This is a genomic window from Pelosinus fermentans JBW45 (genome assembly GCF_000271665.2).
Taxonomy (GTDB): Bacteria; Bacillota; Negativicutes; order DSM-13327; family DSM-13327; genus Pelosinus; species Pelosinus baikalensis.
On record NZ_CP010978.1, the window covers coordinates 3,249,598 to 3,273,806 of the forward strand.

The following is a 24,209-nucleotide window of genomic DNA, read 5'->3' on the forward strand; positions in this document are numbered from 1 at the left end:
TATATATTAGCTCACATGAATTTGATGAGCTAAACATTTTTCTAACATCACCCTAGCACTACCTACTTTCAGCAGCAGGGTTCCATTCATCGAATTCAATATTTCTATGGGACATCCGGGGAAAAGCCCCATGTTCACCATGCGCATACGTATGTCACAAGAACAGGAAAATTTTCTAATTATACATTTTTGACCTACTCTAGCAAATACCAATGGCATGTTGAAATCTCTCCCTTTACTTAAGCCGTTTCCATTTCTATCATTTCAGCCTCTTTCTTTCGTAAGGAAAGATTAAAGCCTTTTACTTTGACTTCCATAGGATCTCCCAAAGGTGCATATTTCTGCACTTCGATTACAGCACCTGCTACAACACCCATATCAATAATACGTCTTTTGATCATACTATTGCCTGTTACTTTTTTAACGGTCCCCTTTTCTCCTGGCAAAAACTCACTCAGAACCTTGCTCATATTGTTCTCTCCTTTCCAAGAAATGATACCAATTATCATTATCGTGCTTGCATATATATTACCTGAAATCAGGTATAACTGTCAAGCATTCATATTGTATTTGTGCCAATAATTTCATGAAAATTGTGGTTAATATTAACTTCTTCCAAGTTTATAAGAAAACCGCCTACCAGCGAGAATCCTCTTTGATAAGCGTTTTCATTTAACTCTATCACAACCCAAAAATATCTCTAAAAAAATAAAGAGAGAAGGTTTTTAACCTTCTCTCAAAAAGCAACCATCCTTACATTCTATTTCACTTAAAGACAAACCTCAACATCAACCTTTCAGGACGAACTACTCATTTATTAACCTTACCATATAGAAATCAACTCTTACCTTACATACTTGGAAATTTCAAAACAAAAAACACTCTACCTCAAACCGACTAACTAACTGCTAAGACTGGGAATCTGGATTCCGATACTCTTTGCATTACCTAAGTCACTTGTAAGGATGGTGCTTGACTAAATAATAACATGGTCATTCTAAATTAGCAAGCTTTTTTCTTTTGGTTATTTATAACAGATCTTATAAAGTTCGTATGAATTTCCTCATTGCAAAAATTGAGAAACAAAAACCAAATGTATCCCTTGAGATTCAAATTCCGGAATCATTTCCTTCACTGCTATAGCAGTATTCATCCGGGCATGTCCGATAACGGTTACTGTACCATGTTTGATTGCCATCTCTTGAGCCGTTCGTAATTTGGCTTTAACAGCACCTACCTCGTCTATATTGTCAAGAAATAATTCATTTTCTCCTGTCTTTATTCCCATTTGCCTCGCGGTCTCAGCTGCTATTGATTGACTATTGGTACGACTATCAACAAAAAATAAATGATTTTCCTTCAAAACGGCAAGTACATCCTGCATCACCCGTCGATCTGCTGTAGCTCTCGATCCTTGGTGATTATTAACCCCAATGATTCCAGGTACCGATTGAATTGCTTGTTTCACCATGTTTTGGATTTCTTCATCACTCATATTGACAGCAACCGTCAACTCTTCCGATTGTGCACTTTGTGATAATGGTTCCATCGGCAAATGCAAAATAACTTGGTTCCCCGAACTTAAACCTTTCGCTGCAGCCTCATTACTAAATGGACGATAGGGTATTACAGCAAAAGTAATCGGACGATTCAACGCAGCAAAAGCAGCAATTGATTCTTTATTATAGCCAAAGTCATCTATGATGATCGCCATTTTCCCTTTGATGCTTCCATCATCTTTGGCGTCTATTTTATTTGTAGTCTTTGGACTAATTGGCTTCCCTTGGGTCAGATATACTCGATCACTGATGATCGTAACATCTTCTTTTGCTAATTGATCTTTTAAACCAATATCAATTCGAACCACAGCTACTCCTTGATAAGTATCCGGCTGAGAAGAAAAGACTTGACCATCCGCATTATGTACTGCGGATTTAAAAATCTCTTTTATCGATTCAGCTGATGCCTCTGCCGGGACTGTTATTAACAATTGCCTTGTATGCCAACGAATGGTTCCTTCAATATTTTTTCGTGGAACTTCTTTTGTGATCTCCTTCGTTTCTCCTACGGAGAATCCATTCTTCGCTAAAACCGAGTCAACAGCAATATGTATTTTTTTAGTCGCATCTGTAAAATCGATTACAGCTCCAGCACCAGTCTTTTCAAGATTGTGTTTGGGAGGAATATGCTCATTGGAATCTTGGAAGAACTTTATATATAAAGTTGTCATCACTAACGCGATAATGATCACTAGCCAAATACTTCTTTTATAATTTACTTTTGCCATATATAGTCTCCCTTCTCAAATGCATCATTTTCAATTATCGGTTACGATTACAGCGATATCGATATACAGGTCTTCCTACAGCACCATAGCTAATTTCCACATGTAACAAATCCACGCTTTGAAAATACTTAAGATATTTTCGAATCGAAACAGGTGATAATCCTACATAATTCGCCATTTCCTCAGCCGTAAATTCATCTTTCTGTTCTAGGATATGTTCCCACACTCGCTTAATGGTATTACGATCTAATCCTTTAGGCAGCTCCCCTTCAATTTGAGAATGTCTTGCAAAGATCTGCTGATCTAAAAGATTTTGTGACAAATTAGAAGCCTCTCGTATTAACTGTAGACGTTTTTTAAAATTGATCAATGCCGTTTGCATCCGTTCAAATTCAAAAGGTTTAATTAAATAATCAACTGCCCCATTTCTAAGAGCCATTTGAATACTTTGATTATCTCGTGCGGCAGAGACTACAATAACATCTACACTATACTCTTGCTGACGAATAGCAGATAATAGCTCTAATCCATTCATATTCGGCATAAAAATATCTAATAACACCAAGTCAATATTCTTTGCCCGCAAAGTCGCTAAGGCTTCCTCACCATTTTTTACGATACCATAAAACAAAAAACCTTCTACCCGTTCAACATAACGCCGATTCAATTCCGCAACCATAGGATCGTCTTCTACAATTAAGACTTTTATCATTCTGATTCTCCTTTACAACGCTCACTTTTACCTCAGTACATATATTTTCTCATGAATGCAACTATCATAATCACAATTTTTAAAGAACACCTATTATATTTATAATCTTATAAGAAAAATGCTACGCGTCATTTAAAAAACCGATAAAGCGAATAAAAAGAAACCACAAAAACGCAAAGGACACAAAAGGGTTATTTATTTTTTTGTGCACTCGAAACAGAAAGACTTGTCCTATGCTTACCTCAATCCCTAAGCAAAAGTTCAAGTCTTATAACTTACAATGTATTAATTATAATACACTCTATTCTATTTGTATACTTGCAATTTTCTGAATGCTTATTATTGCCGAGTGATGATACGCACTACTCTTTCATAAACGAGATAATCCCACATCCATTTTACAAAGACAACTGCCCGATTACGGAAATCAATTAGACGCAAAATATGCACTAAAGACCATATCGACCAAGCAATAAAACCATGGGTTTTGAATGCCCCCATATGCACCACAGCTGCATTACGACCAATCGTTGCCATATTTCCTACATCTTTGTACACGAACTTCTTAAGTTCTTTGCCACGAATTAAGTTTCGTATATTTTTTGCTGTAATATCAGCTTGTTGTATCGCCACAGGCGCTATCATGGGCAAGGGTCGTTCCCCTTGTACATAATGAGCTGCATCACCAATCACAAACACTTCAGGGCGATTCGGCAGCTGTAAGAAATCATTCACAATAGCTCGCCGCATACTGGCCTGTTCAACATCTAACGTATCCATCAAAGCACTGGCTTTTACTCCTGCTGCCCAAACGACAGTATTGGTTGGAATGACTTCGCCACCTTTTAGACTCATTTTTTCTCCATCATAATCGGTAACCTGAACACACATACGCACTTCTACATGCTTGCGGATTAGGGTTTCTACAGTAACCTCCCGCAGCTCTTCTGGCATAGTAGCTAACAATTTGTCAGAAGCTTCAACCAACATAATACGTACTTCTTTAAAGTTCAAATGATGATATTCTCGAATCATTACATGATAAATAAGTTCAGATAAAGCACCAGCTGATTCTACCCCTGTAGGACCGCCGCCTACAATCACAAAGGTCAGTAAGGCTCGACGCTTATCAGCATCTTTTTCATGAGCAGCCAATTCAAACATACGTAGTATATGATTACGAATAGTAACCGATTCATCTAAGGTTTTCATGCCAAAGCCATTGGTCTCCATAGATTTCATTCCAAAATAGTTTGTCATTCCACCTACTGCTACTATCAGATAATCATAAGCAATGTTGCCTGTATTCATACTCACGACTTTATTATCAAAATCCACATCCGATACCTCCGCTAAGCGAAAGTCCACATTCTTTTGCTCTCTAAAGATGGCTCGGACAGGATAGGCTATGTCATCCACCGACAAGCCCGCCGTTGCCACTTGATATAATAAGGGTTGAAATAAATGATAGTTATACTTATCAATAAGGGTAATTTTAACATCTTGTTTTGCTAATGCCCTTGCTGTGCGAATTCCTCCGAAACCAGCACCAATAATTACAACATGCGGCTTCTTTACCACCGCTTCATTTTGCATATTTATACACCTCCACTATTTTAATTTGTATGCACTTATATATATAAACATTAATTTTTCTCAAAATCAATAACTGTATTGTAATGTAATGAAAAAAATAATTATAAATATTTAATAAATAATAACTAACTTAAATAAGTATCGCCTTCTATAACAACGACTTATTTTTTAGAATCTATTCGTTTTCCTTCTTTATTTCATAAGGAATATTTACCATGAATATTGTACCTTCCCCTGGTCTACTTTCAAAATCAATAGTCCCTCCAAGGCGTTCTAAACTGCACTGCACTAGATGAAGACCAAACCCTCGGTTCCCCTCCTTGCTGGATATACCTTTCTTAAATAAAGTACTGCTTACTTCTGGTAAAATTCCCTCACCTGTGTCACTTACGTGAATCGATAATATCCCTTTATCATAATACATATGCAGTTCTATCTCCTTATAAGGACTGTTGTTTACTGCGTCAAAAGCATTCTCTACTAAATTACCAATAATCGTTACCATTTCATGAATAACTTCATTATTCCAAGGCTTAGGAACATAGGTTTCTTCTGCTAAATGCATAATCACATTGTTTTCCCTTGATAAGCTTAACTTACTTAGAATAAACCCTGCAAGAAGAGGTTCCCTGATACGTTTGGTTACAAAACTAATTTCCTCTTCATGCTCAGAAGTAATTTTATTAATGTAATTTGCTAATTGCGAGTAACTTTTCAATTTGACTAAACCCAATATAACATGCAACTGATTCATAAATTCGTGGGCCCGCGCCCTAAGAGCATCTACATAATCCTGAACACCTGTAAGCTGCTCTGCAAGATCTTTCACTTCTGTCTTATCCCGAAAAGTAGATATAGCCCCCACAACTTTTCCATTTACAATCATAGGGAGGCAGTTTGCAATAACGGGCGAGCCATGGAAATCTTGTTCTTGATCTACTTGCGCCACACCAGATTCAATTACTTCTAGTAAATTCGTATTTGGTACATAGTTTGTAATGGATTTACCTACCGGACTATCATCTATGCCTGTCAAGCCTAATATGCGAATAGTTTCAGCGTTTACCAAGGTAATTACTCCTTGACTGTCGACAGCAAGAATTCCCTCATATACCGACTGCAGCATAGCATTTCGTTCCTCCAGTCGATTAGCAATCGCCTCTGGCTCAAGACCAAATAAAATATTTTTTACATTTTTTGATAGTAAATAAGCACCGATAATACCAATCATCATACCAATTATAATTGCCAAAAATAATGCCTTTTGCGTCTCTTTCTCCAGTATTTTAATATTATCCATTAAGACACCAACCACTACTACCCCTACCTGCTTTCCCTCTGGAGTAAAAACAGGTACAAATGCCCGTAATGCATCCCCTAACGTTCCCTTAGCCACTGAAACATATTCTTTGCCTGCTAGCGCGTCCTCTTCATCCCCACCAACAAATTGTTGGCCAATCTTTTCAAAATTAGGATGTGATTTGCGAATCCCCTGCATATCTAAAATCACAATGTATTCAACCTCAGCTGCAACTCCACTCTCATTAGCATATGTCTGCATAGCATCTATATTTTTATCTTGTGCTAACCCTTCAATTACAAGAGGAGATTTCACAATAAGATGAGCCACACTCGCAGCTTTCCTGGCAGTCCCCTTTTGTGCATCAAATTCAATATTCTGGGATATTAATATATTGGTAATCAACAAGGCTGCAGCTACTACCGCAAATGTTAATAGCATAATCTTAGTTTGCAGCTTTAAGCTTCTATTAAATAACAAAAATACACCACCTTACTTTTCTCTACAAGCTATCTCTATTATAGAAATCTAACGTACAAAAAACAAGAACAACAAAGTGATTTTTATAAAAATATCCAGCGAGAAAACATCGTTTCTCACTGGACACTTTTGCTACTAATTATTTTGCCCCAAATAAGCTCTGCCGACTATCTTTTCCCCAAAGCAGCTACATATATAATAAATTCTTCCTCACCATCAAGTCCTATTACAGCGTTTAGATGCTCATCATCAAAAGCAGCAACAGCACATGCTCCGCAGCCAACAACTTGTGCCGATAAATATAAATTCTGACAAACATGTCCTGCATCCAGATGCAAGTAACGATATCCTCTTTCCCCATAGCGCCATTTCATACGACTGGCTTGTGCCGCCCAAAGAAAGGTTACTGCACTCTTAGTAATAAATTTCTGCCCCAAACATGCCTTTGTTATTTCCGTGGAAATATGTTCTGCCAAATTTACTTCCATTAATTTATGCTCAAGGGCTAAAAAACGATATAAACCCGGTTTGATTCCTTCAACATTATGAATGAGTAAGTATGTCTCAAAGGCATGCCGCGCACCTGCTGATGGAACGGTTCGCAGAGTAGCCTGATTTCCTAATATTTGTTTAACGCCCTGAGTACACCATAATAAATAAGATAGTTCCAATAAACTGATTGGCACATTCTGATAATCACGTACACTGGATCTAAGTTCAACCAGGGCCATAAAATCAATTGTAATTGGTGGAATTTCTTCTGGCATTGGCAAATCAATGATATTGTTTTTTTCATCATAAGCCGTTTCCAAAGATGGCTGAGCTACTATACTCTCAGGGTCTTTCTGTTCCATATTCTCATAGCGAGTTTGCACCATAAATTCATGTCCAATGGATTTTAGCATGATCACACCTCTAACTTTTATATGAATAGATTATTTTAAATACACTATCATTATTCTTTCACCACCTCTTTAAAAAATCCTCCCTACTTCCATTTTAGTAAAATAAATAAAACTGCCAACACCCTCATTGAGGATTGACAGTCTTATTTTTACAGGTAACTAACCGCTTTACTATTTCCTTCTTTTTTGCAGCTCTTCCAAAAGTTCACTGATACTTACATTATGATACGCTAAAAGCACTAAACAATGATACCAAAGATCTGCCATTTCATATAGTAATTCTTCTTTACTATTATTCTTAGAGGCGATAATTGTTTCCGCTGCCTCTTCCCCAACTTTTTTAAGTATTTTATCCTGACCTTTATCAAAGAGATAGGTGGTATAAGAACCAGCTTGAGGATTGCGCTTGCGGTCATTCACTACATGATACAGTTCTTGTAAGATAGTGGACACCGATTGTCCATAAACAGAAGGTATAGTTACCGCTGTTTTGCCTTCCATTTTCTGCTGGTCTAGTGTGCGCCTGAAACAAGACAATGTTCCTTCATGACATGCAACCCCAACTTGCTCTACTTTGATCAAAAGAGTATCCCCATCGCAATCATAATATATCTGCTGCACCTTTTGCACATGTCCAGAAGTTTCGCCTTTTTGCCATAAACTTTGGCGACTACGACTGAAAAACCAGGTAACTCCTGTTTCTATAGTCTTTCGTAATGATTCCCTATTCATATAGGCTAGCATAAGAACAATTCCGGTTTGTTCCTGTTGGATAATTGCTGGAATTAAGCCATTATCATCAAATTTAATATCGTCTATATTGATCATAGCCGTACCTCCACACCTTTTGATTTTAGATATTGTTTTACCTGACCAACAGTAAATTGTCCAAAGTGAAAAACAGAAGCTGCTAATACGGCATCAGCCTTACCTTCAGTAAGCACATCATAAAAGTGCACCAGTTCCCCTGCGCCCCCGGATGCAATGACAGGTACGCCTACAGCTTCCGAAACAGCCCTGGTCAGTTTAATATCATAACCATCTTTCGTTCCATCTTTATCCATACTGGTCAAGAGAATTTCTCCTGCTCCCAGCGCTGTAGCCTGCTTCACCCAATCTAACACGTCCAGCCCCGTGGGAGTGCGTCCTCCGTTAATATACACTTCCCACTCGTCTTCACCTCTTTGTCTGGCATCAACAGCCAAAACAATACACTGACGACCAAAGCGCTTTGCTCCTTCGGCAATTAACTCCGGGCTTTTGATGGCTGCTGTATTGAGGGATACCTTATCTGCACCGGCTTTTAACATTTTGCGAATGTCTTCAACTGTTCGAATTCCGCCTCCTACAGTAAAAGGAATAAATACCTGAGATGCAGTTTGCTCTACCATCTGTACCATGGTATCTCTCTGTTCACAAGAAGCTGTAATATCTAAAAATATTAACTCATCGGCAAGTTCTTTATCGTAGATAGATGCCAATTCCACCGGGTTACCAGCATCTCTAAGTCCTACAAAATTAGTACCCTTAACGACTCTCCCATCCTTCACATCCAGACAGGGAATAATCCTTTTTGTATACATGATTTCACTCTCCCCGCAACAGACATAAGGCATCAGCAAGGTTCAGACTACCTGTATAAATGGCCTTGCCGACAATCACGCCTTCAATACCATCACTCGCTGCCTTTTTTATAGCTTCAATATCAGATAAATCACGAACTCCTCCTGAAGCAATGACTGGAATCCCAGAGGCTTTAGCCACGGCTGCCGTAGCAGAAATATTCACCCCTGACAAGGTACCATCACGAGAAATATCCGTATAAATAATTCGTGCTACACCAACCCCGGCCATTTTCTCAGCCAATTCTTCCGCCCCAATACCACCTGCAATTCCCCAACCATCTACAGCAACGACACCGGCGCGAGCGTCAATTCCCACCACGATACGATCACCATATTTCTCACATGCTGCTGCGACTAATTCTGGTTGCTTAACAGCAACTGACCCTAAAATAACTCGCGCTACCCCAACTTCCAAAAATTGTGCAATCGTGTCTAAATTCCGTATACCACCACCTAATTGCACAGGAATCCTTACACTTTTTGTTATATCAGCAATCACACTTAAATTTACAGGCTTACCTGCTAAGGCACCATCCAAATCTACCAAATGTAGATATTCAGCACCTTCATTTACCCAACGAATTGCCATATCCAAAGGATTATCAGCGAATATAGTTTCTTTATCGAAACGTCCTTCTGTCAACCGAACACATTTTCCATTCCGAATATCAATTGCTGGAAAAAGAATCATGATTTCAACTCCTTAAAGTTAGCCAGCATCGCTAAACCAATACTACCTGATTTTTCAGGATGGAATTGCACAGCCTGTATATTTCCCCGACCAACAGCGGCCGTTACAGCGCCGCCATAATCTGCCACTGCCGTAATCAAACTAGCATCTTCAGGCACAGCATGGAAACTGTGAACAAAATAGACATAGGATTCCTGAGGTATATTCTCAAACAAAGGACTCTTAGCAGCAAAAGATAGGCTATTCCACCCCATATGAGGAATTTTTAAAGCAGGAGCCTGTATTTTACGTACCATACCAGGAAAAAGTCCCAGCCCTTTCGTTTCCGGATCTTCTTCACTGCCTTCAAACAAAACTTGCAAGCCCAGACAAATGGAAAGAAAAGGTGTTCCTTTCGCAACTACCTCATGGATGGCATCAATCATGTGATAGGCTTTAAGATTCTCCATACAATCACCAAAGGCACCGACGCCTGGCAGTACTACTTTATCAGCTGCTGCGACGATCTTAGGCTCACTGGTAACTACAACCTCTGCCCCTAACTTAACAAAAGCCTTTTCCACACTATATAAATTACCCATGCCATAATCAATAATAGCAATCATAGTCACCCCTCCTATAGCATCCCTTTACTCGACATCACTCCAACAATTCTCTCATCGATAGATGAAGCTTCATCAAGAGCCCTGCCTAACGCCTTAAATATCGCTTCAACAATATGGTGAGAATTTTTACCGGATAATAGGCGCACATGTAAAGTTAACCCTGCATGTACAGATAAAGCACGTAAAAATTCTTCTGTCAGTTCACTGTCAAAATCACCGATTCTTTCCGACGGTATCGCAACATCAAAAACGAGGAAGGGACGACCGCTAATATCTAAGGACACCATTGCTAAGGCTTCGTCCATTGGTACAAAAGCAGTACCATATCGTTTAATACCACTTTTATCACCTAATGCTTTTGCCAAAGCCTGACCTAAGACAATACCTGTATCTTCTACAGTATGATGTCCATCTACCTGCAAATCTCCTTGCGCAATGAGCTGCAAATCCATAAAGCCATGTTTGGTTAGCAACAATAACATATGGTCAAAAAAACCAATCCCTGTTGCTATTTCACTTTTACCAGTTCCATCAATATTTAGTGTGGTTGAGATATTTGTTTCAGCGGTTAGCCGCTTCATTGTCGCAGTACGCATCATTTGGAACCTTCTTTCCTATTATTTATAAATAGCTTATATTACTCATTCATAAACGTTTTAATAGCCTTGTATACATTATCATTCTCTAAAGGCGTTCCAACTGTAATTCTAATGCAATTGGTAAGAAGAGGTGCTGTACTAAAATCTCTTATGCCAATATTTTTCTCAGATAAGTAAGCACTCAGCTTTTGTGCTTTCTCTGTTTTTATTAAAATAAAATTAGTCTCTGAAGGATAGACCGTAATACCTGCTATTGCAGTCAGCGAATCAGCTAAACGCTTGCGCTCCCCAATAATCTGCCCAATGATTGGCATAAACTCATCTCGCATTTGATATACCACTTGCGCAGTAATCAAAGACAAGGCATTGATATGGTAAGGCATCATAACTTTATTTACCATAGATACAATTTCAGCATTAGACAGCATATAACCTACACGAATCGCTGCTAAGCCATAGGCTTTGGATAATGTTCTTGCTACAATTAAGTGGTCGTACTTTTTCATAAGACTGACAGCAGATTGACCATAGAATTCATAATAAGCTTCGTCAACGACAACAGGACATCGTGCTTTACTTAGAATATATTCGATATCTTCTTGTGGAATAATTGTACCTGTAGGGTTATTGGGATTGCATAGAATAATCAACTTAGCCTTGGACTGCTCTGCCGCTTCCACAACTTTTTCTGGTGATAGGGAAAAATCTTCATTTAATTTTACTGGAACCGCTTGGCTGTCCGTTAATTGAGCATAAATACCATACATGGAAAATGAGGGCGTCGGAAAAATAATGCTCCTTCCTGGTCCACCAAAAGTTTGAAATAGGGCCAACAAGATCTCACTTGATCCATTACCAATTACGATATTTTGAATCGTGGTCGCAAAAGCTTCTGCAATCAATGCTCGTAAATCTAACATTCCGATATCAGGGTAACGATTAAATGCCATATATTCTATCTGATTCATGACTCTTTCATGCACTAAAGGGGGCAAATTATTAGGACTTTCATTAGCATCAAGCTTGCTATCCCATTCCTTTTCTTCTACTGAGTAGGATTTTATATTTTCTAATCCTGGTCGATAATCAAACATCATTCTTTTCCCTCACTCTGATCGCATTGGCATGAGCCTGTAGTCCTTCTGCCTCTGCTAATGTAATTACTTGATTCGCTACTGCCTGCAGCGCTTTTTGGCTATATGCGATAATACTGGTTCTTTTCATAAAGGTTTCTACATTTAACACGGAATAAAAACGAGCCGTTCCCCCAGTTGGCAATACATGATTGGGTCCTGCTAAGTAATCCCCCAACGGTTCTGGCGAATAAGGTCCCAAAAATACAGCGCCTGCATTTTTTACAAAAGGCAACAAGGCAAAAGGTTGCTCTGTTATGATCTCTAAATGTTCCGGTGCTGATATATTGGCCAATTCGATCGCCTGCATACTGTTTTTCGTTATAATCATCAATCCATTTTTCTGCAGCGATGCTTCAGCAATTTCCCTGCGAGGCAGCTTAGCCAACTGGCGCTCAAGTTCTATTTCCACTTTACTCACAAGGTTACTGCTATCCGTAATTAAAATGCTGGATGCTAATACATCATGCTCAGCCTGACTTAGCATATCTGCAGCAATATACGAAGGGTCTGCGGTTTCATCCGCAACAATTAAAATCTCACTTGGTCCCGCTAACATATCAATATCACAATGTCCATACACCGCCTTTTTAGCCAAAGTGACAAAGATATTACCAGGTCCTGTGATTTTATCAACCTTAGGAATCAGCTTGGTACCAAAGGCTAGGGCAGCAATAGCCTGCGCTCCTCCTGCTTTAAACACTCTGGTCACACCCGATTCCCGGGCTGCTGCTAAAATACTGGGATTAACGCTGCCATCCTTACTAGGAGGCACCACCATAATAATTTCTTTTACACCAGCAACAGCGGCAGGAACTGCGTTCATAATAACAGAGGATGGATAAATAGCAGTGCCCCCAGGCACGTACATTCCCACTCTTTCTAAAGGGATACAACTTTGTCCCAGCATCGCTCCATGCTCTCGATAGGTAAGCCAGGTTTTAGGCAACTGCTCCATATGGAAAGATTTAACATTGCTAATGGCCTGTCGTATAGCAGCCAATATCTGCTCATCGACCTTTGCCAAAGCTTCTTGAAATTCCGATTCTGTAACTTCTAATGTATCTTCACTTAAATTTACACCATCAATTACCTGGGTATATTGAAGTACTGCTTCATCCCCTTGCAGGCGTACATCTTGAATAATTTTATCCACTACCTGAGAAGCTGTTAATTCACTGCCGAATACCTTCTTAATATGACTCTTCGCGCCTTCTCCTAGTATCACTTGATCAAAAGGCGGCTTTATTAATAGTTCGCTTAATTCCTCTAGCGTGCTATCTTCTGCATATACAATTTTCATAGGGTCACCACACCTTCCAGCAGGGTTCTTAACTCTTCAGTAATTCTATTAATACGATCAAACTTCAGTTTAAAACTTACCCGATTAGCAATAAAGCGAGCCGTAACGGGCTGAATGGTCGCGACTTCCAATAAATTATTCGCCTTTAATGTACGTCCTGTCTCTACCAAATCTACAATAATTTCTGCTAAACCGACCATAGGTGCCAATTCGATAGAACCATTTAATTTAATAAATTCCATCTGAATGCCCATACTATGAAAATAGCTTTCTGCTATACGAGGATATTTAGTAGCTACTCGCATATGCGCATAATCACTTAATTTTTCTCGTTTTAAAGCTTCTGGCACCGCCACCATCATTCGGCACAAACCAAATCTCAAATCTAATAATTCATAAAGATCTTTCTCTTCTTCCAATAATACATCCTTGCCGATAATTCCAATATCGGCTGCACCATATTCAATATATGTTGGCAAATCTGCTGTTTTCGTGATGATAAAATGCAACTTTTCCTTTTCATTGGTGATTACTAATTTACGTGAGTTTTCACTCAGGTCTTCTGCTGTACATCCTACTTTTGCTAACATTTCTGCCGAAGGTGCAAATAGTTTCCCCTTTGGCAAAGCGATCGTAAGATAATCCATGTCACTTGATGTCATGAAGATCCTCCTAAATTACTTTAGTTATTTAAAGCATTAACATAGTGCTATATTATCATTTGTTAAAATATTCGTCAATATAAATGTAGGATTTTTAGATACATATGTAGAATCATCTTTCATAAGAATGTTAAAACTTTATTTTGGACCAGTAAATTATAGACCCTATGATTCAGTTTTAAAATATACATAAAGGGGTGTCATATTATGCCCAACTTAAATATTCTTGTAATCAACAACTTAGCAGACCGTCATATGAAAATAATTCAAAGTAGTGCTCCTAACAGCAATATCATAACATGTGATTATGAAAAAGCTGCAGAGCACATTCGAGACATTGATATTTTAGTTCCTTGGGGGTCCATGGATGTTCGTCCCCTCTATCTTGCTGCCCCTAAATTAACATGGATACATAGCCTAAGCGCAGGAGTTGAAGGTTTGATCTTTCCTGAAATTCAAAATGCCAACACGATAATAACCAATTCAAGAGGTATTCATGGCATTCCAGTTTCAGAACATGTTTTTGCTATGATGCTCGTTTTTACGAGAGGATTGGATGTATTTATTCGGCAACAAGCAAAGCACCAATGGAAGCGGACAATGGTTGACGAAATTCATGACAAAACCATCGGTATCGTAGGTCTTGGCAGTATCGGACGAGAAATTGCTAAAAAGGCCAAAGGTCTGGGAATGAAAGTTGTCGCCAGCAAACAAACCATGACAAAAGAGCTATTTGTTGATGAGCTCTATCCTCCTGAAAAACTCCATGAACTACTTTCATTTTCCGATTTTGTAGTCACAGCCCTGCCTTTATTAAAAGAAACGAAACATTTATTTACGATAAACGAGTTTTCCGTTATGAAACCATCTGCTTATTTCATCAACATTGCCCGAGGCGGTATCATTAAACAAGACGATTTGATAACCGCTTTAGAGCAAGGCTTGATAAAAGGTGCATGTCTAGATGTGTTTGATGAAGAGCCTCTTTCTGATTCTTCCCCTCTATGGGATATGCAAAACGTAATCATTACCCCCCATGTAGCAGCCCTATCACCAAGCTACCTGGACAGAGCTGTCAAGCTCTTCGCCGATAACCTGTCCAGATTTCAGCAAAACAAAGAAATGTTAAATATCATTGATAAGGTAAAGGGTTATTAACTTTTTTCAATGCATACTGTCAGACTCTCTAAGCAGCGTTAACTCCAGTGGATCATTTTCTGCTGGAGTTTTATGATGTTTAGCGATTATTTCAATCATCTCAGAACTCTCACCAATCTCCCTCAACATACTAGCACTAATAGCAGCATGATGAAAATAAATATAAAAAGCATGGCGAAGATTTGCGACCTTACTTCCTCGCCCCTGCTTTCCCCATTTTCTTAATTGATTAGGGAAAAAATAATCCCCTATAACAGTTATGATTTTATCAACTGTACTAACATCGCCTTTCACTTTTCCCACATCATGAAGCAAAGCACATTTCACCAATAGTTTACTATTTACATTTGAATGATTATCTGCCAAATGCAGTGCTGTATATGCCACATTCAGAACGTGCCGCTGATCTGGCACATTCATCCCCCAAAACAACTTTTGCGCTTCTGAGCTTAAATGCTGTTCAATAAATTCTCTATCTTTTGGTGTAATCGAAGCGGTAAGTGCAGCAAATACCTGTTTTATTCTATGTAACATCTATTGAACCACCCATTATTCTACATACACCAGCTTTTCATACCCTTTACTTTTCTGACTCTCTTTTGCTTGTGCACAAGATTCTGGAATAACGGCTAATTCTACGCTGCAACCTGAATCACGCAAAGTATCAGCCTGTTTTATTGCTTTCACCAGGTTTTCTTTATTCCATCCAATGTAAATACCTTTACAATTTTGAGTACCGTCAATCCCCTGGCGCTCTAATGCTAATAGTACCCGTTCAATACCTAAGGCAAAGCCAGTAGCCCCACAATTCATCCCAAATGAATTTAACATAGTATCGTACCGCCCACCACCACAGATTGGAAATCCAAGTCCTGGCGTATAACCTTCAAATACCATTCCTGTATAATATTCAAAATCACGAATGATTCCTAAATCAAAGTCAACATATTGGGAAACACCATAGTTTTCTAATAGGTGATAAATATTGGCTAAGTTATCTAAGGCTCTACGACTTTTATCATTTGTTACCATACTATAGGCCTGTTTGAGCATATCTTCTCTGCCATGAAGTAATGGAATATGTTTCAGTAAAGTCTGATCACTTTGGCTAAGACCACTCTTAACAAGTATTTCACCTAATCCCACTAAATCACGCGTTACCATTGCATGTTTAATCTGCTGCCTTTGCACGAGAGAAAGTTCACTCTGCTCCATAATTCCATTAATAAAATCAACTTGCCCTAAACCAATTTGAAATTTCTGCAAACCAGACTTCAACATGGATTCCACTGCTAGTGCAATGACCTCGGCATCAGCTGCCGGCTCTGATGCACCCATAATTTCCACTCCGGCCTGATAAAATTCACATTGCCTGCCTGCTTGAGCTTGTTCATAGCGAAAGACATTCGTTATATAAAACAGTTTCATTGGGCTTGGACTACCTTTAAATCGGGTAGCCGCCACACGGGCCATAGGAGTTGTCATGTCTGGGCGAAGTGCCAATATACGATTATTTTTATCAAAGAATTTAAACATATGCTGATCTAAGTCGTTCCCTACTCCAACAGTCATCGTTTCCAAATATTCAATTGTGGGAGTAACAACTTCATCATATCCCCAATTTGCAAATAACTGAGCCAAAGCCCCTTCCACGGCACGTTTCTGACTAGCCTCTCTCGGTAAGAAATCTCTTGTTCCATATGGAACTTGAGGAACAAATTCATGTTGCTTCATAAATAGAAACACCCCTATCCCAGTAATTTAATGTTCTCTTAGATAATACTTTGCATGCTGTTTACTTATGATCTTTTTGGCCTTCGAGTCTTTCTAACATAAACTTATACCCATCAGCACCATAGTGTAAACAACGCTTTACCCGACTAATTGTTGCAGTACTAGCTCCTGTTTTGTCTACAATGTCATCATACGTATGGCCAGCTCTTAACATACGAGCTACTTCCATGCGTTGGGCGAGAGATTTTAATTCACTTACGGTACAAATATCTTCAAAAAATTGATAACATTCTTCTTGATTTTCTAACAATAAAATAGAACGAAATAACTGATCCGTTAAGTCATCTTTCAATTTGGGATTTGCAGGCATTTTTCTTTCCCCCATTCTATTAAATCCTTTATTACTTTTAAGCTTTACTTAGTGAAATTATAACATTATGATTTCCCATTTGCAAAGTCATTTTTTTCTTGACACTATTTTATAGAACTGCTAATATGTTTATTAGTAAGTTAATATCTTTCATCAAGAGCAGTTGAGGGAATGGCCCAATGAAGCTGCGGCAACCATTCACTTGTGAAACGGTGCCAAATCCACAGGATTGATTCCTGATAGATGAAGCGCAATTCAGTTTGATAACACGCTTCATTTATGGAGCGGTTTTTTTGTTATTTCAGAAATAATAGGAAGGGAGCTATTCCATTGATTAAACTACAAGATATAGAAAAGGTCTATCAAAGTGACAACGGTACAATTCATGCCTTACGAGGCGTTAACTTATCAGTGAAACAAGGAGAAATTTTCGGCATTATTGGAACTAGCGGTGCGGGGAAAAGCACATTAGTCCGCTGCATTAATATGCTAGAAAGCCCTACTAAAGGTATTGTTACAGTAGATGGTCAAGAATTAACTTCATTAAACGAGCAAGAACTCCGAGAACAGCGTAAAAAGATTGGCATGATCTTTCAACATTTCAATCTATTATCTTCACGTACTGTATACCAAAACATAGCCTTCCCCTTGGAATTGGCGAAACGCAGTAAAGAAGATATTAATAAAGAGGTATTGCATCTATTAGAATTGGTAGGGTTAAGTGATAAAAAGGATCAATATCCAGCACAATTAAGTGGCGGACAAAAACAACGAGTGGGCATTGCAAGAGCTTTGGCTAACCATCCTAAAGTATTATTATGCGATGAAGCGACTTCAGCTCTCGACCCTCAAACCACAAAATCGATTTTAGAGCTCTTAAAGGATATCAATCGTAAGTTCCAACTTACCATCGTCCTCATTACCCACGAAATGCAGGTTATTAAAGAAATTTGTAACCAAGTCGCTGTAATTGAGGGCGGTAAGATCATTGAGCAAGGTAAGGTAATTGATATTTTTACCCAACCGCAATCCAATACCACAAAGGAATTTATTAGCTCTATTATTAATCATAACCTGCCTGACTTTTTCAAAGAGATTACTCTGGCATCGGAACCATCTGCTGATAGTAATTTAATATTGCGCTTGTCTTTTATTGGACATTCTACAGAAGAGCCGGTTATTTCCAGCATGATTCGCCGCTTTACTATTGATGCTAGTATTTTGTACGGAAATATTGATCATATTCAAACAATACCTTTCGGTACATTAATTGTAGAATTATCGGGTGAGCAAGCCTCTTTGCAGCAAGCCCTTAGTTATTTAAAAACACGTGAATTAGGAATTGAGGTGATTGGTTATGTCGCAAGAAATGCTCGTGCTGTTGGCTAAGTCTTTATGGGAAACCACGTATATGGTTGCTGTATCTAGTTTTATTTCTGCGCTGTTAGGCATACCCCTAGGAATTATACTAGTTACTACTAACAAGGGACATATTTTAGAGAATACGCCTCTCAATCGAATCTTAGGTGCTATTGTAAACGCAACCCGCTCTACACCATTTATTATTCTAATGGTGGCAATTATACCGGTAACCAGGTTACTAGTAGGTACATCCATTGGAACGAATGCTGCCATTGTACCATTAAGTATTGCTGCCATTCCTTTTGTGGCTCGTATCGTAGAATCAGCCCTTAAAGAAGTGGACTACGGCGTAATCGAAGCTGCCCAAGCTATGGGAGCATCCCCAAGAGAAATCATTACAAAGGTTCTCATTCCTGAGTCCTTACCCGCGATTGTTCTAGGACTCACCCTCACTATCATTAGTCTAATTGGCTACTCAGCAATGGCAGGAGCAATTGGCGGTGGTGGTTTAGGTGATTTAGCAATTCGTTATGGTTACCAGCGCTTTCGCGCCGATATCATGTTAATTACAGTGGTTATTTTAATTGCTCAAGTACAAATTGTTCAATCCACTGGTGACTATATATCGAACCGTCTAAACAAGAAATAGAAGCAGCCTAATTTACTGATTTAGGCTTTCTATAAAAAACACCAAATACACTTAGGAGGGTTATTATTATGAAAAAGCTATTTCTTGTTCTTATTGGAATTCTTAGTCTAGGACTATTAGTAAGCGGTTGCGGTCAAAAAGAAGCTCCTGCTTCTCCTGCTGCTAAAACTACTGTATTAAAAGTTGGTGCTACTCCTGTTCCTCATGCGGAAATTTTAAATGTAGTAAAACCAATTTTAGCTAAAGAGGGAATCGACTTACAGATTGTTGAGTTTACGGATTATGTAAAACCGAATATTGCAGTAGCCGAAAAAGAATTGGATGCAAACTTCTTCCAGCATATTCCTTACTTAAATAAATTCTCAACAGAACGTAATTTGGCATTAACCTACACTGCTGCCATTCACATTGAACCAATGGGAATTTATTCAAAGAAAATTAAAAATTTGGATGAATTGGCAACTGGCGCTAAAGTAGCTATTCCTAACGATCCTACAAATGGCGGTCGTGCTCTAGCTATCTTAGAAAAGGCAGGACTTATTAAATTAAAAGACGGCGTAGGCGTTAGCGCTACTGTAAGTGATATTGTAACCAATTCTAAAAACATTCAAATTAGTGAATTAGAGGCTCCTCAACTTCCTCGCGTACTTGAAGATGTAACCATTGCTGTTATCAATACCAACTATGCTCTGGAAGCTAAATTAGTACCAACTAAGGATGCTCTATTCCTCGAACCAAAAGATTCTCCTTATGCTAATATCTTGACCATACGTAAAGGTGACGAAAATCGCCCTGAAATTCAGAAATTAACAAAAGCTCTGACATCTGACGAAGTTAAAAAATTCATTAACGAAAAATATCAAGGTGCTGTAATACCAGCATTCTAATCATTCTGGAGGGAACCTTTATGGGGAAGCGGTTACAAATCGCCACTACTTTCTTTATACTGGCAAGTATCGCGGCATTGCTGTCATGGCATAGTTCATTGCATATGATTCGTGTATATAGACCAATAAAAGTAGGGGTTTCGGCCGGTCCCCATTTTGCAATTATGAACCTAGTTAAAACGATCGTCGCAAAAGATGGTATTGATCTGCAAATTGTTGTATTTACTGATTACAGCAAGCTTAATGAGTCTTTACACCGCGGAGAAATAAGTCTTAATAGTTTTCAGAATCAACCTTATCTTGATAGAGTACTCGATGATCACAACTATGCAATTGTTCCGATTGCTAAAACGTTTCTATTACCAATGGGGATCTATGCTAAAAAAATACATACTCTTAGCGCATTGCCAACAGGCAGTAAAGCTGCTATTCCTCAGGATTTATGGAATGGCAGCCGGGCCCTGCTGTTATTGGAAAAAGCCGGTCTTATTGTCTGCAGAAAAACAACAGATTCTCTAAGAACCCTTGATGATATTGTTGAGAATCCTAAGAATCTTAGTTTTATACAAATGGATGCCACACAGATCACTTCGATGATCGATAAGGTAGATATTGTCCTTATCAATGCCAATTATGCTGCAAAAATTGACTTGCTGCCAACCAAAGATGCACTAGCATTGGAAGATATATATTCACCATATGTAAATCTTTTAGTCGCTGGTGCTAAAAATATCAATCATAAGGACCTGGAAAAAATCGTTACAGCCTATCAATCACAAGAGATTAAAACCTTTGTGGATGAACATTTTCAAGGTACCGTAATAACAGCTTGGTAAAAATATCCCCTCCATGAGAATATATGGAGGGGATATTTTTACCATCTGGCGATTCGAGGGAGCTACCATTCCTTTATTTCTGAAACTGAGCCTTCCCTTCTTTGAAGTATACAACATTCAGATTGGAGCGTTCCGCAATCTCTAACCCTACCTGTAGATCTCTGCCAACATCTTTAACATGGTGAGCATCGGACCCAATTGTTACGATACGTCCTCCCAGTTCATAAAAGCGCTTATAGACCGGCAATATCGTCTCTACTGCTGCTTTATTCCCCAAGCGCCTAGTATTAATCTCCAGGGCTTTTTCTTTCTGGGCTAAAACCGTTAAAATCTCATCAATACTATCACTAAATTCATTATAGTAGATTTCTGGGTCTGCAAAACGTGCATATCTGGCAATATAATCAATATGCCCTAAACTATGGATACCATCATAACAGGTCACACATTGTTTCATAGCATTAAAATAATGTTCATACACTTCTTGTTTACTTCTTCCTTGATAAAAGTCTGGAGTATATAGATCAATATTATCAATTACATGTACTGATCCAATGACATAGTCAAAAGGATACCTCTCTACCAATCGACAATTTTCTTCTAAACAATCCGAACGCATACCTATTTCTATACCTAGCAGAACTTTTTCATTACGATACGCAGCATACTGGGAAAAATATTTTTCTACATCAAAAATAAAAGCCATCGGTTCAGGATATGCAATATCCATATGTTCCGTAACAATAATTCCTATATTTAATTTCTCTGCCCTTGCTACAGCATCAGTCATTTCCATTTTTGAATCTGTAGAAAAACAGGTGTGCATATGGCTATCAAATAACATTTTTTACCTCCCGGATTTTCACATCAATTTTATCCCATCTCTTATTTTATACAAAAATGAAAGAAAATCCTGCTTACGGCCTAATTTACTATATATCTATAAATTTTCAAAAAACCAATTCATATTGTATTCTATTGTATTTTTATATACTATTAAAATATTCTTCATGTATACATTCAAAGCTCTTGAAGAATGTTTTTCTTTGTATTATACTAAAGACAAGCTTAATAAATACAATCCTTTTTAAAGAAATTGTATGATATTAGCATAGGGGGTGATTCCATTGAACAATGAAGAAGATCTGCCAATGTACAAGATAGTGGAATCCATATTTTCATATGTATAACATCAACCAATGTGTTTGTCACATTGAATAGTTCAATGAACATTGTACGGATAATACCACAGCAGGGGGGGTTTCACTATGGCCAGAGAAAGGATCAGCGATCTCTTTTCCGCCTTCTGTATTTGGGTAGTTATTCCTTTATTAGCTACTAGCTTATTATTTCTCTTATTCCAAAGCGGAAATCCGTTGCTGCTGGTTATTTTTCCTTTATTAGCGGTCGTGTTTTTCATAACCAAACAACTTAATTAAAGCTAAAGCTCCGTAGCAAAAATCATATAAAAATAAGGACTTGACCCACAGGGTCAAGTCCTTATTTTCATTCTATCATAACTGCCTTAGGCCCTTGACTGCCGAGTCAATTATTTCCAAAATTTTTTACCGATCAGCTGCACCATACAAAAAAAGTTCAGTAATAGTGTGTGCTGTTTCACCAATATTTTTATCCACAAAATCGCGAAATACAAAGGTAACGATAACACTAAACAAACCATGAGCAGCCCTTGTAGCATCACAGCTTTCACGAATAAATCCTTTGCTTTGGGCTTCTAATAGTACTTTTTCAATCATACCAATCGTCTCACAAAAACAGGCTTGATATTTATCTAACTGCTCTTGGGTAAAATTCGATGATCCGGCAGCACCAAATCCACGTACTTCATGCATCATAACACGCCATAAGTTAGCATGCTTTGCATAAAACTCCAGAAATGCTTTAATTATTGTTTCTACCTTTTCTAAAGGAGGATCAGAAGAATTAACAATACCTTCAATAATGACTTGAAAAGGCATACTACATTCCTTAATCAAGGTATAAAAAAGCTGTTCTTTATTGACAAAATAATTGTATACTGTACCTTTGCCAGTATCGGCTAAAGCAATAATTTCATCTACTGTAGCTCGATGGTAACCTTTGCTGGAAAATACAGCATAAGCTGCCTCAAGTATCTGCTGTCGTTTATTTTGTGAATCATGGAAACCAATATTTTCGCGAATATGCTTCATTTCTGCCTCCAAAGTACGAATTTCATAAACATTCTTTTATAATTCTTATTGCATTCTTATAACAAATTTTTTCGATATCGCCTGTGGTAAACCCATTGCAAACAAGTGCATTTATCAATTTATCAATATTACCAAGATGAGAGATTTCCAACTGGTATTCAATACCATCGAAATCTGTTCCTAAAGCCACCACATCAATACCGCCGATCTTCACTACATGTTTAATATGGCGTACCATATCATCCACTTTGCTCCAATTTGATCCAGCCAAAAAGTTTCCTGAAAAATTGATCCCCATGATTCCATCTTTTTGCGCCAGCAGAGTAATCATATCATCAGTTAGATTACGCCGATGTCCTCTGATTGCACGGGCATTAGAATGGGAAGCAACAAAAGGCTTGTTTGACAAGGCAGCAACATCATAAAATCCTTGATCAGAAAGATGAGAAACATCAATAATCATACCTAAATGATTCATTTGGGCAACTACTTCTTTACCAAAATCCGTTAAGCCCTGCACCCCATACCGTTCTTCAACATTGGGATAACCAATCTCATTAGGGTAATTCCAAGTCAATGTCAGTAGCCGCACACCCAACCGATAAAAATTTCGCAGATTCTCCAAGCGCCCTTGTAAAGCTCCCCCTTCTTCAATCGTAAGAAAGGCAGATATTTTTCCAGCTTGCTGATTAAAAAGCAGATCCTGATAATTCTGTGCTAGGGCAATATATGGCTGCTGAATCTTCATCTCTCGATGAAAAACATCAACCATACTTAAACAATACTGTAATGGATTTTCTTGCTTTGCTAAATCAATATACAATGCAAAAAATTGTGCCAAAGCATTACCAGCTTGTAATTTTTCTATATCTACACTTAGATTATTATGATATAAATTCAAATGCGGTTGATCCATTAAGTGCAGTATTGTATCACAATGTAAATCAATAATTTTCATATTACATTCACCGTCCTACATATACGGAAATGATGGTCAAGCACAAACTTAAACAAAGCTCTGCTGTACACAAGGCAGAGCTACTTTTAATTCAATTCATTATACCATTCCAAATGGTACCTGACAATGACGAGGAATTATATTTATGCATATTCGCTGAAAATT

At 38.2% G+C, this 24,209-nt stretch carries 27 protein-coding genes and 1 riboswitch; of the genes, 6 read left to right on the plus strand and 21 right to left on the minus strand.

What is annotated here, in order from left to right; translation table 11 throughout:
- Positions 1-6: 6 nt before the first annotated feature.
- From JBW_RS14375 to hisG, 15 genes are all read right to left on the minus strand, one after another.
- Positions 7-219 (minus strand): FeoA family protein, encoded by a 213-nt coding sequence (locus JBW_RS14375; RefSeq protein ID WP_007957641.1) that lies wholly within the window; start codon positions 217-219, stop codon positions 7-9.
- Positions 220-239: 20 nt separating this feature from the next.
- Complete coding sequence (locus JBW_RS14380) at positions 240-470, minus strand: FeoA family protein (protein ID WP_007931796.1); 231 nt, start codon at positions 468-470, stop codon at positions 240-242.
- A gap of 593 nt (positions 471-1,063) precedes the next feature.
- Positions 1,064-2,287, minus strand: coding sequence for a divergent polysaccharide deacetylase family protein (locus JBW_RS14385; RefSeq protein ID WP_007957643.1), 1,224 nt, complete (start codon positions 2,285-2,287; stop codon positions 1,064-1,066).
- Between the two features lie 34 nt (positions 2,288-2,321).
- Entirely contained in the window at positions 2,322-2,999 is a 678-nt protein-coding gene (locus JBW_RS14390) for a response regulator (RefSeq protein ID WP_007957645.1), read from the minus strand.
- A 339-nt stretch (positions 3,000-3,338) separates the two neighbouring features.
- A complete protein-coding gene (locus tag JBW_RS14395) occupies positions 3,339-4,595 on the minus strand; it encodes an NAD(P)/FAD-dependent oxidoreductase (protein ID WP_007957648.1) in 1,257 nt (418 codons plus the stop codon).
- Positions 4,596-4,770: 175 nt separating this feature from the next.
- Complete coding sequence (gene dcuS / locus JBW_RS14400; RefSeq protein WP_007957650.1) at positions 4,771-6,375, minus strand: DcuS/MalK family sensor histidine kinase; 1,605 nt, start codon at positions 6,373-6,375, stop codon at positions 4,771-4,773.
- Positions 6,376-6,542: 167 nt separating this feature from the next.
- Entirely contained in the window at positions 6,543-7,280 is a 738-nt protein-coding gene (locus JBW_RS14405; RefSeq protein WP_007957652.1) for a SagB/ThcOx family dehydrogenase, read from the minus strand.
- Between the two features lie 171 nt (positions 7,281-7,451).
- Positions 7,452-8,108 (minus strand): bifunctional phosphoribosyl-AMP cyclohydrolase/phosphoribosyl-ATP diphosphatase HisIE, encoded by a 657-nt coding sequence (gene hisIE / locus JBW_RS14410; protein WP_007957654.1) that lies wholly within the window; start codon positions 8,106-8,108, stop codon positions 7,452-7,454.
- The gene (hisF, locus tag JBW_RS14415) at positions 8,105-8,863 is read right to left on the minus strand and encodes an imidazole glycerol phosphate synthase subunit HisF (RefSeq protein ID WP_007957656.1); all 759 of its coding nucleotides are present in this window, start codon (positions 8,861-8,863) and stop codon (positions 8,105-8,107) included. The genes hisIE and hisF overlap by 4 nt, the downstream gene beginning before the upstream one ends.
- Positions 8,864-8,867: 4 nt before the next feature.
- Positions 8,868-9,596, minus strand: coding sequence for a 1-(5-phosphoribosyl)-5-[(5-phosphoribosylamino)methylideneamino]imidazole-4-carboxamide isomerase (gene hisA / locus JBW_RS14420; RefSeq protein WP_007957658.1), 729 nt, complete (start codon positions 9,594-9,596; stop codon positions 8,868-8,870).
- Positions 9,593-10,201, minus strand: coding sequence for an imidazole glycerol phosphate synthase subunit HisH (hisH, locus tag JBW_RS14425; protein WP_007957659.1), 609 nt, complete (start codon positions 10,199-10,201; stop codon positions 9,593-9,595). Before hisH ends, hisA begins: the two co-directional genes overlap by 4 nt.
- 11 nt (positions 10,202-10,212) lie before the next feature.
- Positions 10,213-10,800 (minus strand): imidazoleglycerol-phosphate dehydratase HisB, encoded by a 588-nt coding sequence (gene hisB / locus JBW_RS14430; RefSeq protein WP_007957660.1) that lies wholly within the window; start codon positions 10,798-10,800, stop codon positions 10,213-10,215.
- Between the two features lie 38 nt (positions 10,801-10,838).
- Positions 10,839-11,897 (minus strand): histidinol-phosphate transaminase, encoded by a 1,059-nt coding sequence (hisC, locus tag JBW_RS14435; RefSeq protein ID WP_007957661.1) that lies wholly within the window; start codon positions 11,895-11,897, stop codon positions 10,839-10,841.
- A complete protein-coding gene (gene hisD / locus JBW_RS14440) occupies positions 11,887-13,236 on the minus strand; it encodes a histidinol dehydrogenase (protein WP_007957662.1) in 1,350 nt (449 codons plus the stop codon). Before hisD ends, hisC begins: the two co-directional genes overlap by 11 nt.
- The gene (gene hisG / locus JBW_RS14445) at positions 13,233-13,898 is read right to left on the minus strand and encodes an ATP phosphoribosyltransferase (protein WP_007957663.1); all 666 of its coding nucleotides are present in this window, start codon (positions 13,896-13,898) and stop codon (positions 13,233-13,235) included. Before hisG ends, hisD begins: the two co-directional genes overlap by 4 nt.
- Positions 13,899-14,105: 207 nt before the next feature.
- On the opposite strand from hisG, the gene JBW_RS14450 reads away from it, so the two are divergent.
- Positions 14,106-15,056 carry a D-2-hydroxyacid dehydrogenase gene (locus tag JBW_RS14450; RefSeq protein ID WP_007957665.1) on the plus strand — a complete coding sequence of 317 codons (951 nt, stop codon included), beginning with the start codon at positions 14,106-14,108 and terminating at the stop codon, positions 15,054-15,056.
- Positions 15,057-15,062: 6 nt separating this feature from the next.
- Here the strand turns inward: JBW_RS14450 and JBW_RS14455 are convergent, their stop codons facing one another.
- Genes JBW_RS14455 through JBW_RS14465 form a run of 3 tightly spaced genes read right to left on the minus strand, consistent with a single transcriptional unit; the run spans position 15,063 to position 17,160 of the window.
- A complete protein-coding gene (locus tag JBW_RS14455; RefSeq protein ID WP_007957670.1) occupies positions 15,063-15,590 on the minus strand; it encodes an HDIG domain-containing metalloprotein in 528 nt (175 codons plus the stop codon).
- Between the two features lie 15 nt (positions 15,591-15,605).
- On the minus strand, positions 15,606-16,802 hold the full coding sequence (gene hisZ / locus JBW_RS14460) for an ATP phosphoribosyltransferase regulatory subunit (protein ID WP_007957672.1): 1,197 nt from the start codon (positions 16,800-16,802) through the stop codon (positions 15,606-15,608).
- 49 nt (positions 16,803-16,851) lie between these two features.
- Positions 16,852-17,160, minus strand: coding sequence for a YerC/YecD family TrpR-related protein (locus JBW_RS14465; RefSeq protein WP_007957674.1), 309 nt, complete (start codon positions 17,158-17,160; stop codon positions 16,852-16,854).
- 147 nt (positions 17,161-17,307) lie between these two features.
- Positions 17,308-17,410, plus strand: a riboswitch (SAM riboswitch).
- A gap of 80 nt (positions 17,411-17,490) precedes the next feature.
- On the opposite strand from JBW_RS14465, the gene JBW_RS14470 reads away from it, so the two are divergent.
- From JBW_RS14470 to JBW_RS14485, 4 genes are all read left to right on the plus strand, one after another.
- A complete protein-coding gene (locus JBW_RS14470; protein WP_007957676.1) occupies positions 17,491-18,549 on the plus strand; it encodes a methionine ABC transporter ATP-binding protein in 1,059 nt (352 codons plus the stop codon).
- Positions 18,518-19,171, plus strand: a complete 654-nt coding sequence (locus JBW_RS14475; RefSeq protein ID WP_007931822.1) for a methionine ABC transporter permease — start codon at positions 18,518-18,520, stop codon at positions 19,169-19,171. Before JBW_RS14470 ends, JBW_RS14475 begins: the two co-directional genes overlap by 32 nt.
- Positions 19,172-19,239: 68 nt before the next feature.
- On the plus strand, positions 19,240-20,058 hold the full coding sequence (locus tag JBW_RS14480) for a MetQ/NlpA family ABC transporter substrate-binding protein (RefSeq protein ID WP_007957678.1): 819 nt from the start codon (positions 19,240-19,242) through the stop codon (positions 20,056-20,058).
- A gap of 20 nt (positions 20,059-20,078) precedes the next feature.
- Positions 20,079-20,894, plus strand: a complete 816-nt coding sequence (locus JBW_RS14485; RefSeq protein ID WP_007957680.1) for a MetQ/NlpA family ABC transporter substrate-binding protein — start codon at positions 20,079-20,081, stop codon at positions 20,892-20,894.
- A gap of 73 nt (positions 20,895-20,967) precedes the next feature.
- On the opposite strand, the gene JBW_RS14490 is transcribed toward JBW_RS14485, so the two are convergent.
- Positions 20,968-21,738, minus strand: coding sequence for a histidinol phosphate phosphatase (locus JBW_RS14490; protein WP_007957682.1), 771 nt, complete (start codon positions 21,736-21,738; stop codon positions 20,968-20,970).
- A 424-nt stretch (positions 21,739-22,162) separates the two neighbouring features.
- Here JBW_RS14490 and JBW_RS25400 point away from each other — a divergent pair, with 424 nt between their 5' ends.
- A complete protein-coding gene (locus JBW_RS25400; protein WP_007957684.1) occupies positions 22,163-22,333 on the plus strand; it encodes a hypothetical protein in 171 nt (56 codons plus the stop codon).
- Between the two features lie 126 nt (positions 22,334-22,459).
- Here the strand turns inward: JBW_RS25400 and JBW_RS14495 are convergent, their stop codons facing one another.
- Together JBW_RS14495 and JBW_RS14500 are read right to left on the minus strand one after the other, a co-directional pair.
- Entirely contained in the window at positions 22,460-23,086 is a 627-nt protein-coding gene (locus JBW_RS14495; RefSeq protein ID WP_007957685.1) for a TetR/AcrR family transcriptional regulator, read from the minus strand.
- A gap of 22 nt (positions 23,087-23,108) precedes the next feature.
- Entirely contained in the window at positions 23,109-24,044 is a 936-nt protein-coding gene (locus JBW_RS14500; protein ID WP_007957688.1) for a dipeptidase, read from the minus strand.
- Positions 24,045-24,209: the final 165 nt, after the last annotated feature.

What these genes read in the sequence shown, in the direction of transcription:
- JBW_RS14390 (WP_007957645.1), bottom strand. Translation starts at nt 2,999, where the DNA reads ATGATAAAAGTCTTAATTGTAGAAGACGATCCTATGGTTGCGGAATTG.
- JBW_RS14450 (WP_007957665.1), top strand. Translation starts at nt 14,106, where the DNA reads ATGCCCAACTTAAATATTCTTGTAATCAACAACTTAGCAGACCGTCAT.
- hisIE (WP_007957654.1), bottom strand. Translation starts at nt 8,108, where the DNA reads ATGATCAATATAGACGATATTAAATTTGATGATAATGGCTTAATTCCA.
- JBW_RS14375 (WP_007957641.1), bottom strand. Translation starts at nt 219, where the DNA reads ATGCCATTGGTATTTGCTAGAGTAGGTCAAAAATGTATAATTAGAAAA.
- JBW_RS14495 (WP_007957685.1), bottom strand. Translation starts at nt 23,086, where the DNA reads ATGAAGCATATTCGCGAAAATATTGGTTTCCATGATTCACAAAATAAA.
- JBW_RS14465 (WP_007957674.1), bottom strand. Translation starts at nt 17,160, where the DNA reads ATGCCTGCAAATCCCAAATTGAAAGATGACTTAACGGATCAGTTATTT.
- JBW_RS14480 (WP_007957678.1), top strand. Translation starts at nt 19,240, where the DNA reads ATGAAAAAGCTATTTCTTGTTCTTATTGGAATTCTTAGTCTAGGACTA.
- JBW_RS14395 (WP_007957648.1), bottom strand. Translation starts at nt 4,595, where the DNA reads ATGCAAAATGAAGCGGTGGTAAAGAAGCCGCATGTTGTAATTATTGGT.
- JBW_RS14500 (WP_007957688.1), bottom strand. Translation starts at nt 24,044, where the DNA reads ATGAAAATTATTGATTTACATTGTGATACAATACTGCACTTAATGGAT.
- hisG (WP_007957663.1), bottom strand. Translation starts at nt 13,898, where the DNA reads ATGACATCAAGTGACATGGATTATCTTACGATCGCTTTGCCAAAGGGG.
- JBW_RS14385 (WP_007957643.1), bottom strand. Translation starts at nt 2,287, where the DNA reads ATGGCAAAAGTAAATTATAAAAGAAGTATTTGGCTAGTGATCATTATC.
- hisB (WP_007957660.1), bottom strand. Translation starts at nt 10,800, where the DNA reads ATGATGCGTACTGCGACAATGAAGCGGCTAACCGCTGAAACAAATATC.
- JBW_RS14405 (WP_007957652.1), bottom strand. Translation starts at nt 7,280, where the DNA reads ATGCTAAAATCCATTGGACATGAATTTATGGTGCAAACTCGCTATGAG.
- JBW_RS14485 (WP_007957680.1), top strand. Translation starts at nt 20,079, where the DNA reads ATGGGGAAGCGGTTACAAATCGCCACTACTTTCTTTATACTGGCAAGT.
- hisD (WP_007957662.1), bottom strand. Translation starts at nt 13,236, where the DNA reads ATGAAAATTGTATATGCAGAAGATAGCACGCTAGAGGAATTAAGCGAA.
- hisA (WP_007957658.1), bottom strand. Translation starts at nt 9,596, where the DNA reads ATGATTCTTTTTCCAGCAATTGATATTCGGAATGGAAAATGTGTTCGG.
- JBW_RS14490 (WP_007957682.1), bottom strand. Translation starts at nt 21,738, where the DNA reads ATGTTATTTGATAGCCATATGCACACCTGTTTTTCTACAGATTCAAAA.
- hisC (WP_007957661.1), bottom strand. Translation starts at nt 11,897, where the DNA reads ATGATGTTTGATTATCGACCAGGATTAGAAAATATAAAATCCTACTCA.
- JBW_RS14475 (WP_007931822.1), top strand. Translation starts at nt 18,518, where the DNA reads ATGTCGCAAGAAATGCTCGTGCTGTTGGCTAAGTCTTTATGGGAAACC.
- JBW_RS14380 (WP_007931796.1), bottom strand. Translation starts at nt 470, where the DNA reads ATGAGCAAGGTTCTGAGTGAGTTTTTGCCAGGAGAAAAGGGGACCGTT.
- hisF (WP_007957656.1), bottom strand. Translation starts at nt 8,863, where the DNA reads ATGTATACAAAAAGGATTATTCCCTGTCTGGATGTGAAGGATGGGAGA.
- JBW_RS14455 (WP_007957670.1), bottom strand. Translation starts at nt 15,590, where the DNA reads ATGTTACATAGAATAAAACAGGTATTTGCTGCACTTACCGCTTCGATT.
- hisH (WP_007957659.1), bottom strand. Translation starts at nt 10,201, where the DNA reads ATGATTGCTATTATTGATTATGGCATGGGTAATTTATATAGTGTGGAA.
- JBW_RS25400 (WP_007957684.1), top strand. Translation starts at nt 22,163, where the DNA reads ATGGCCAGAGAAAGGATCAGCGATCTCTTTTCCGCCTTCTGTATTTGG.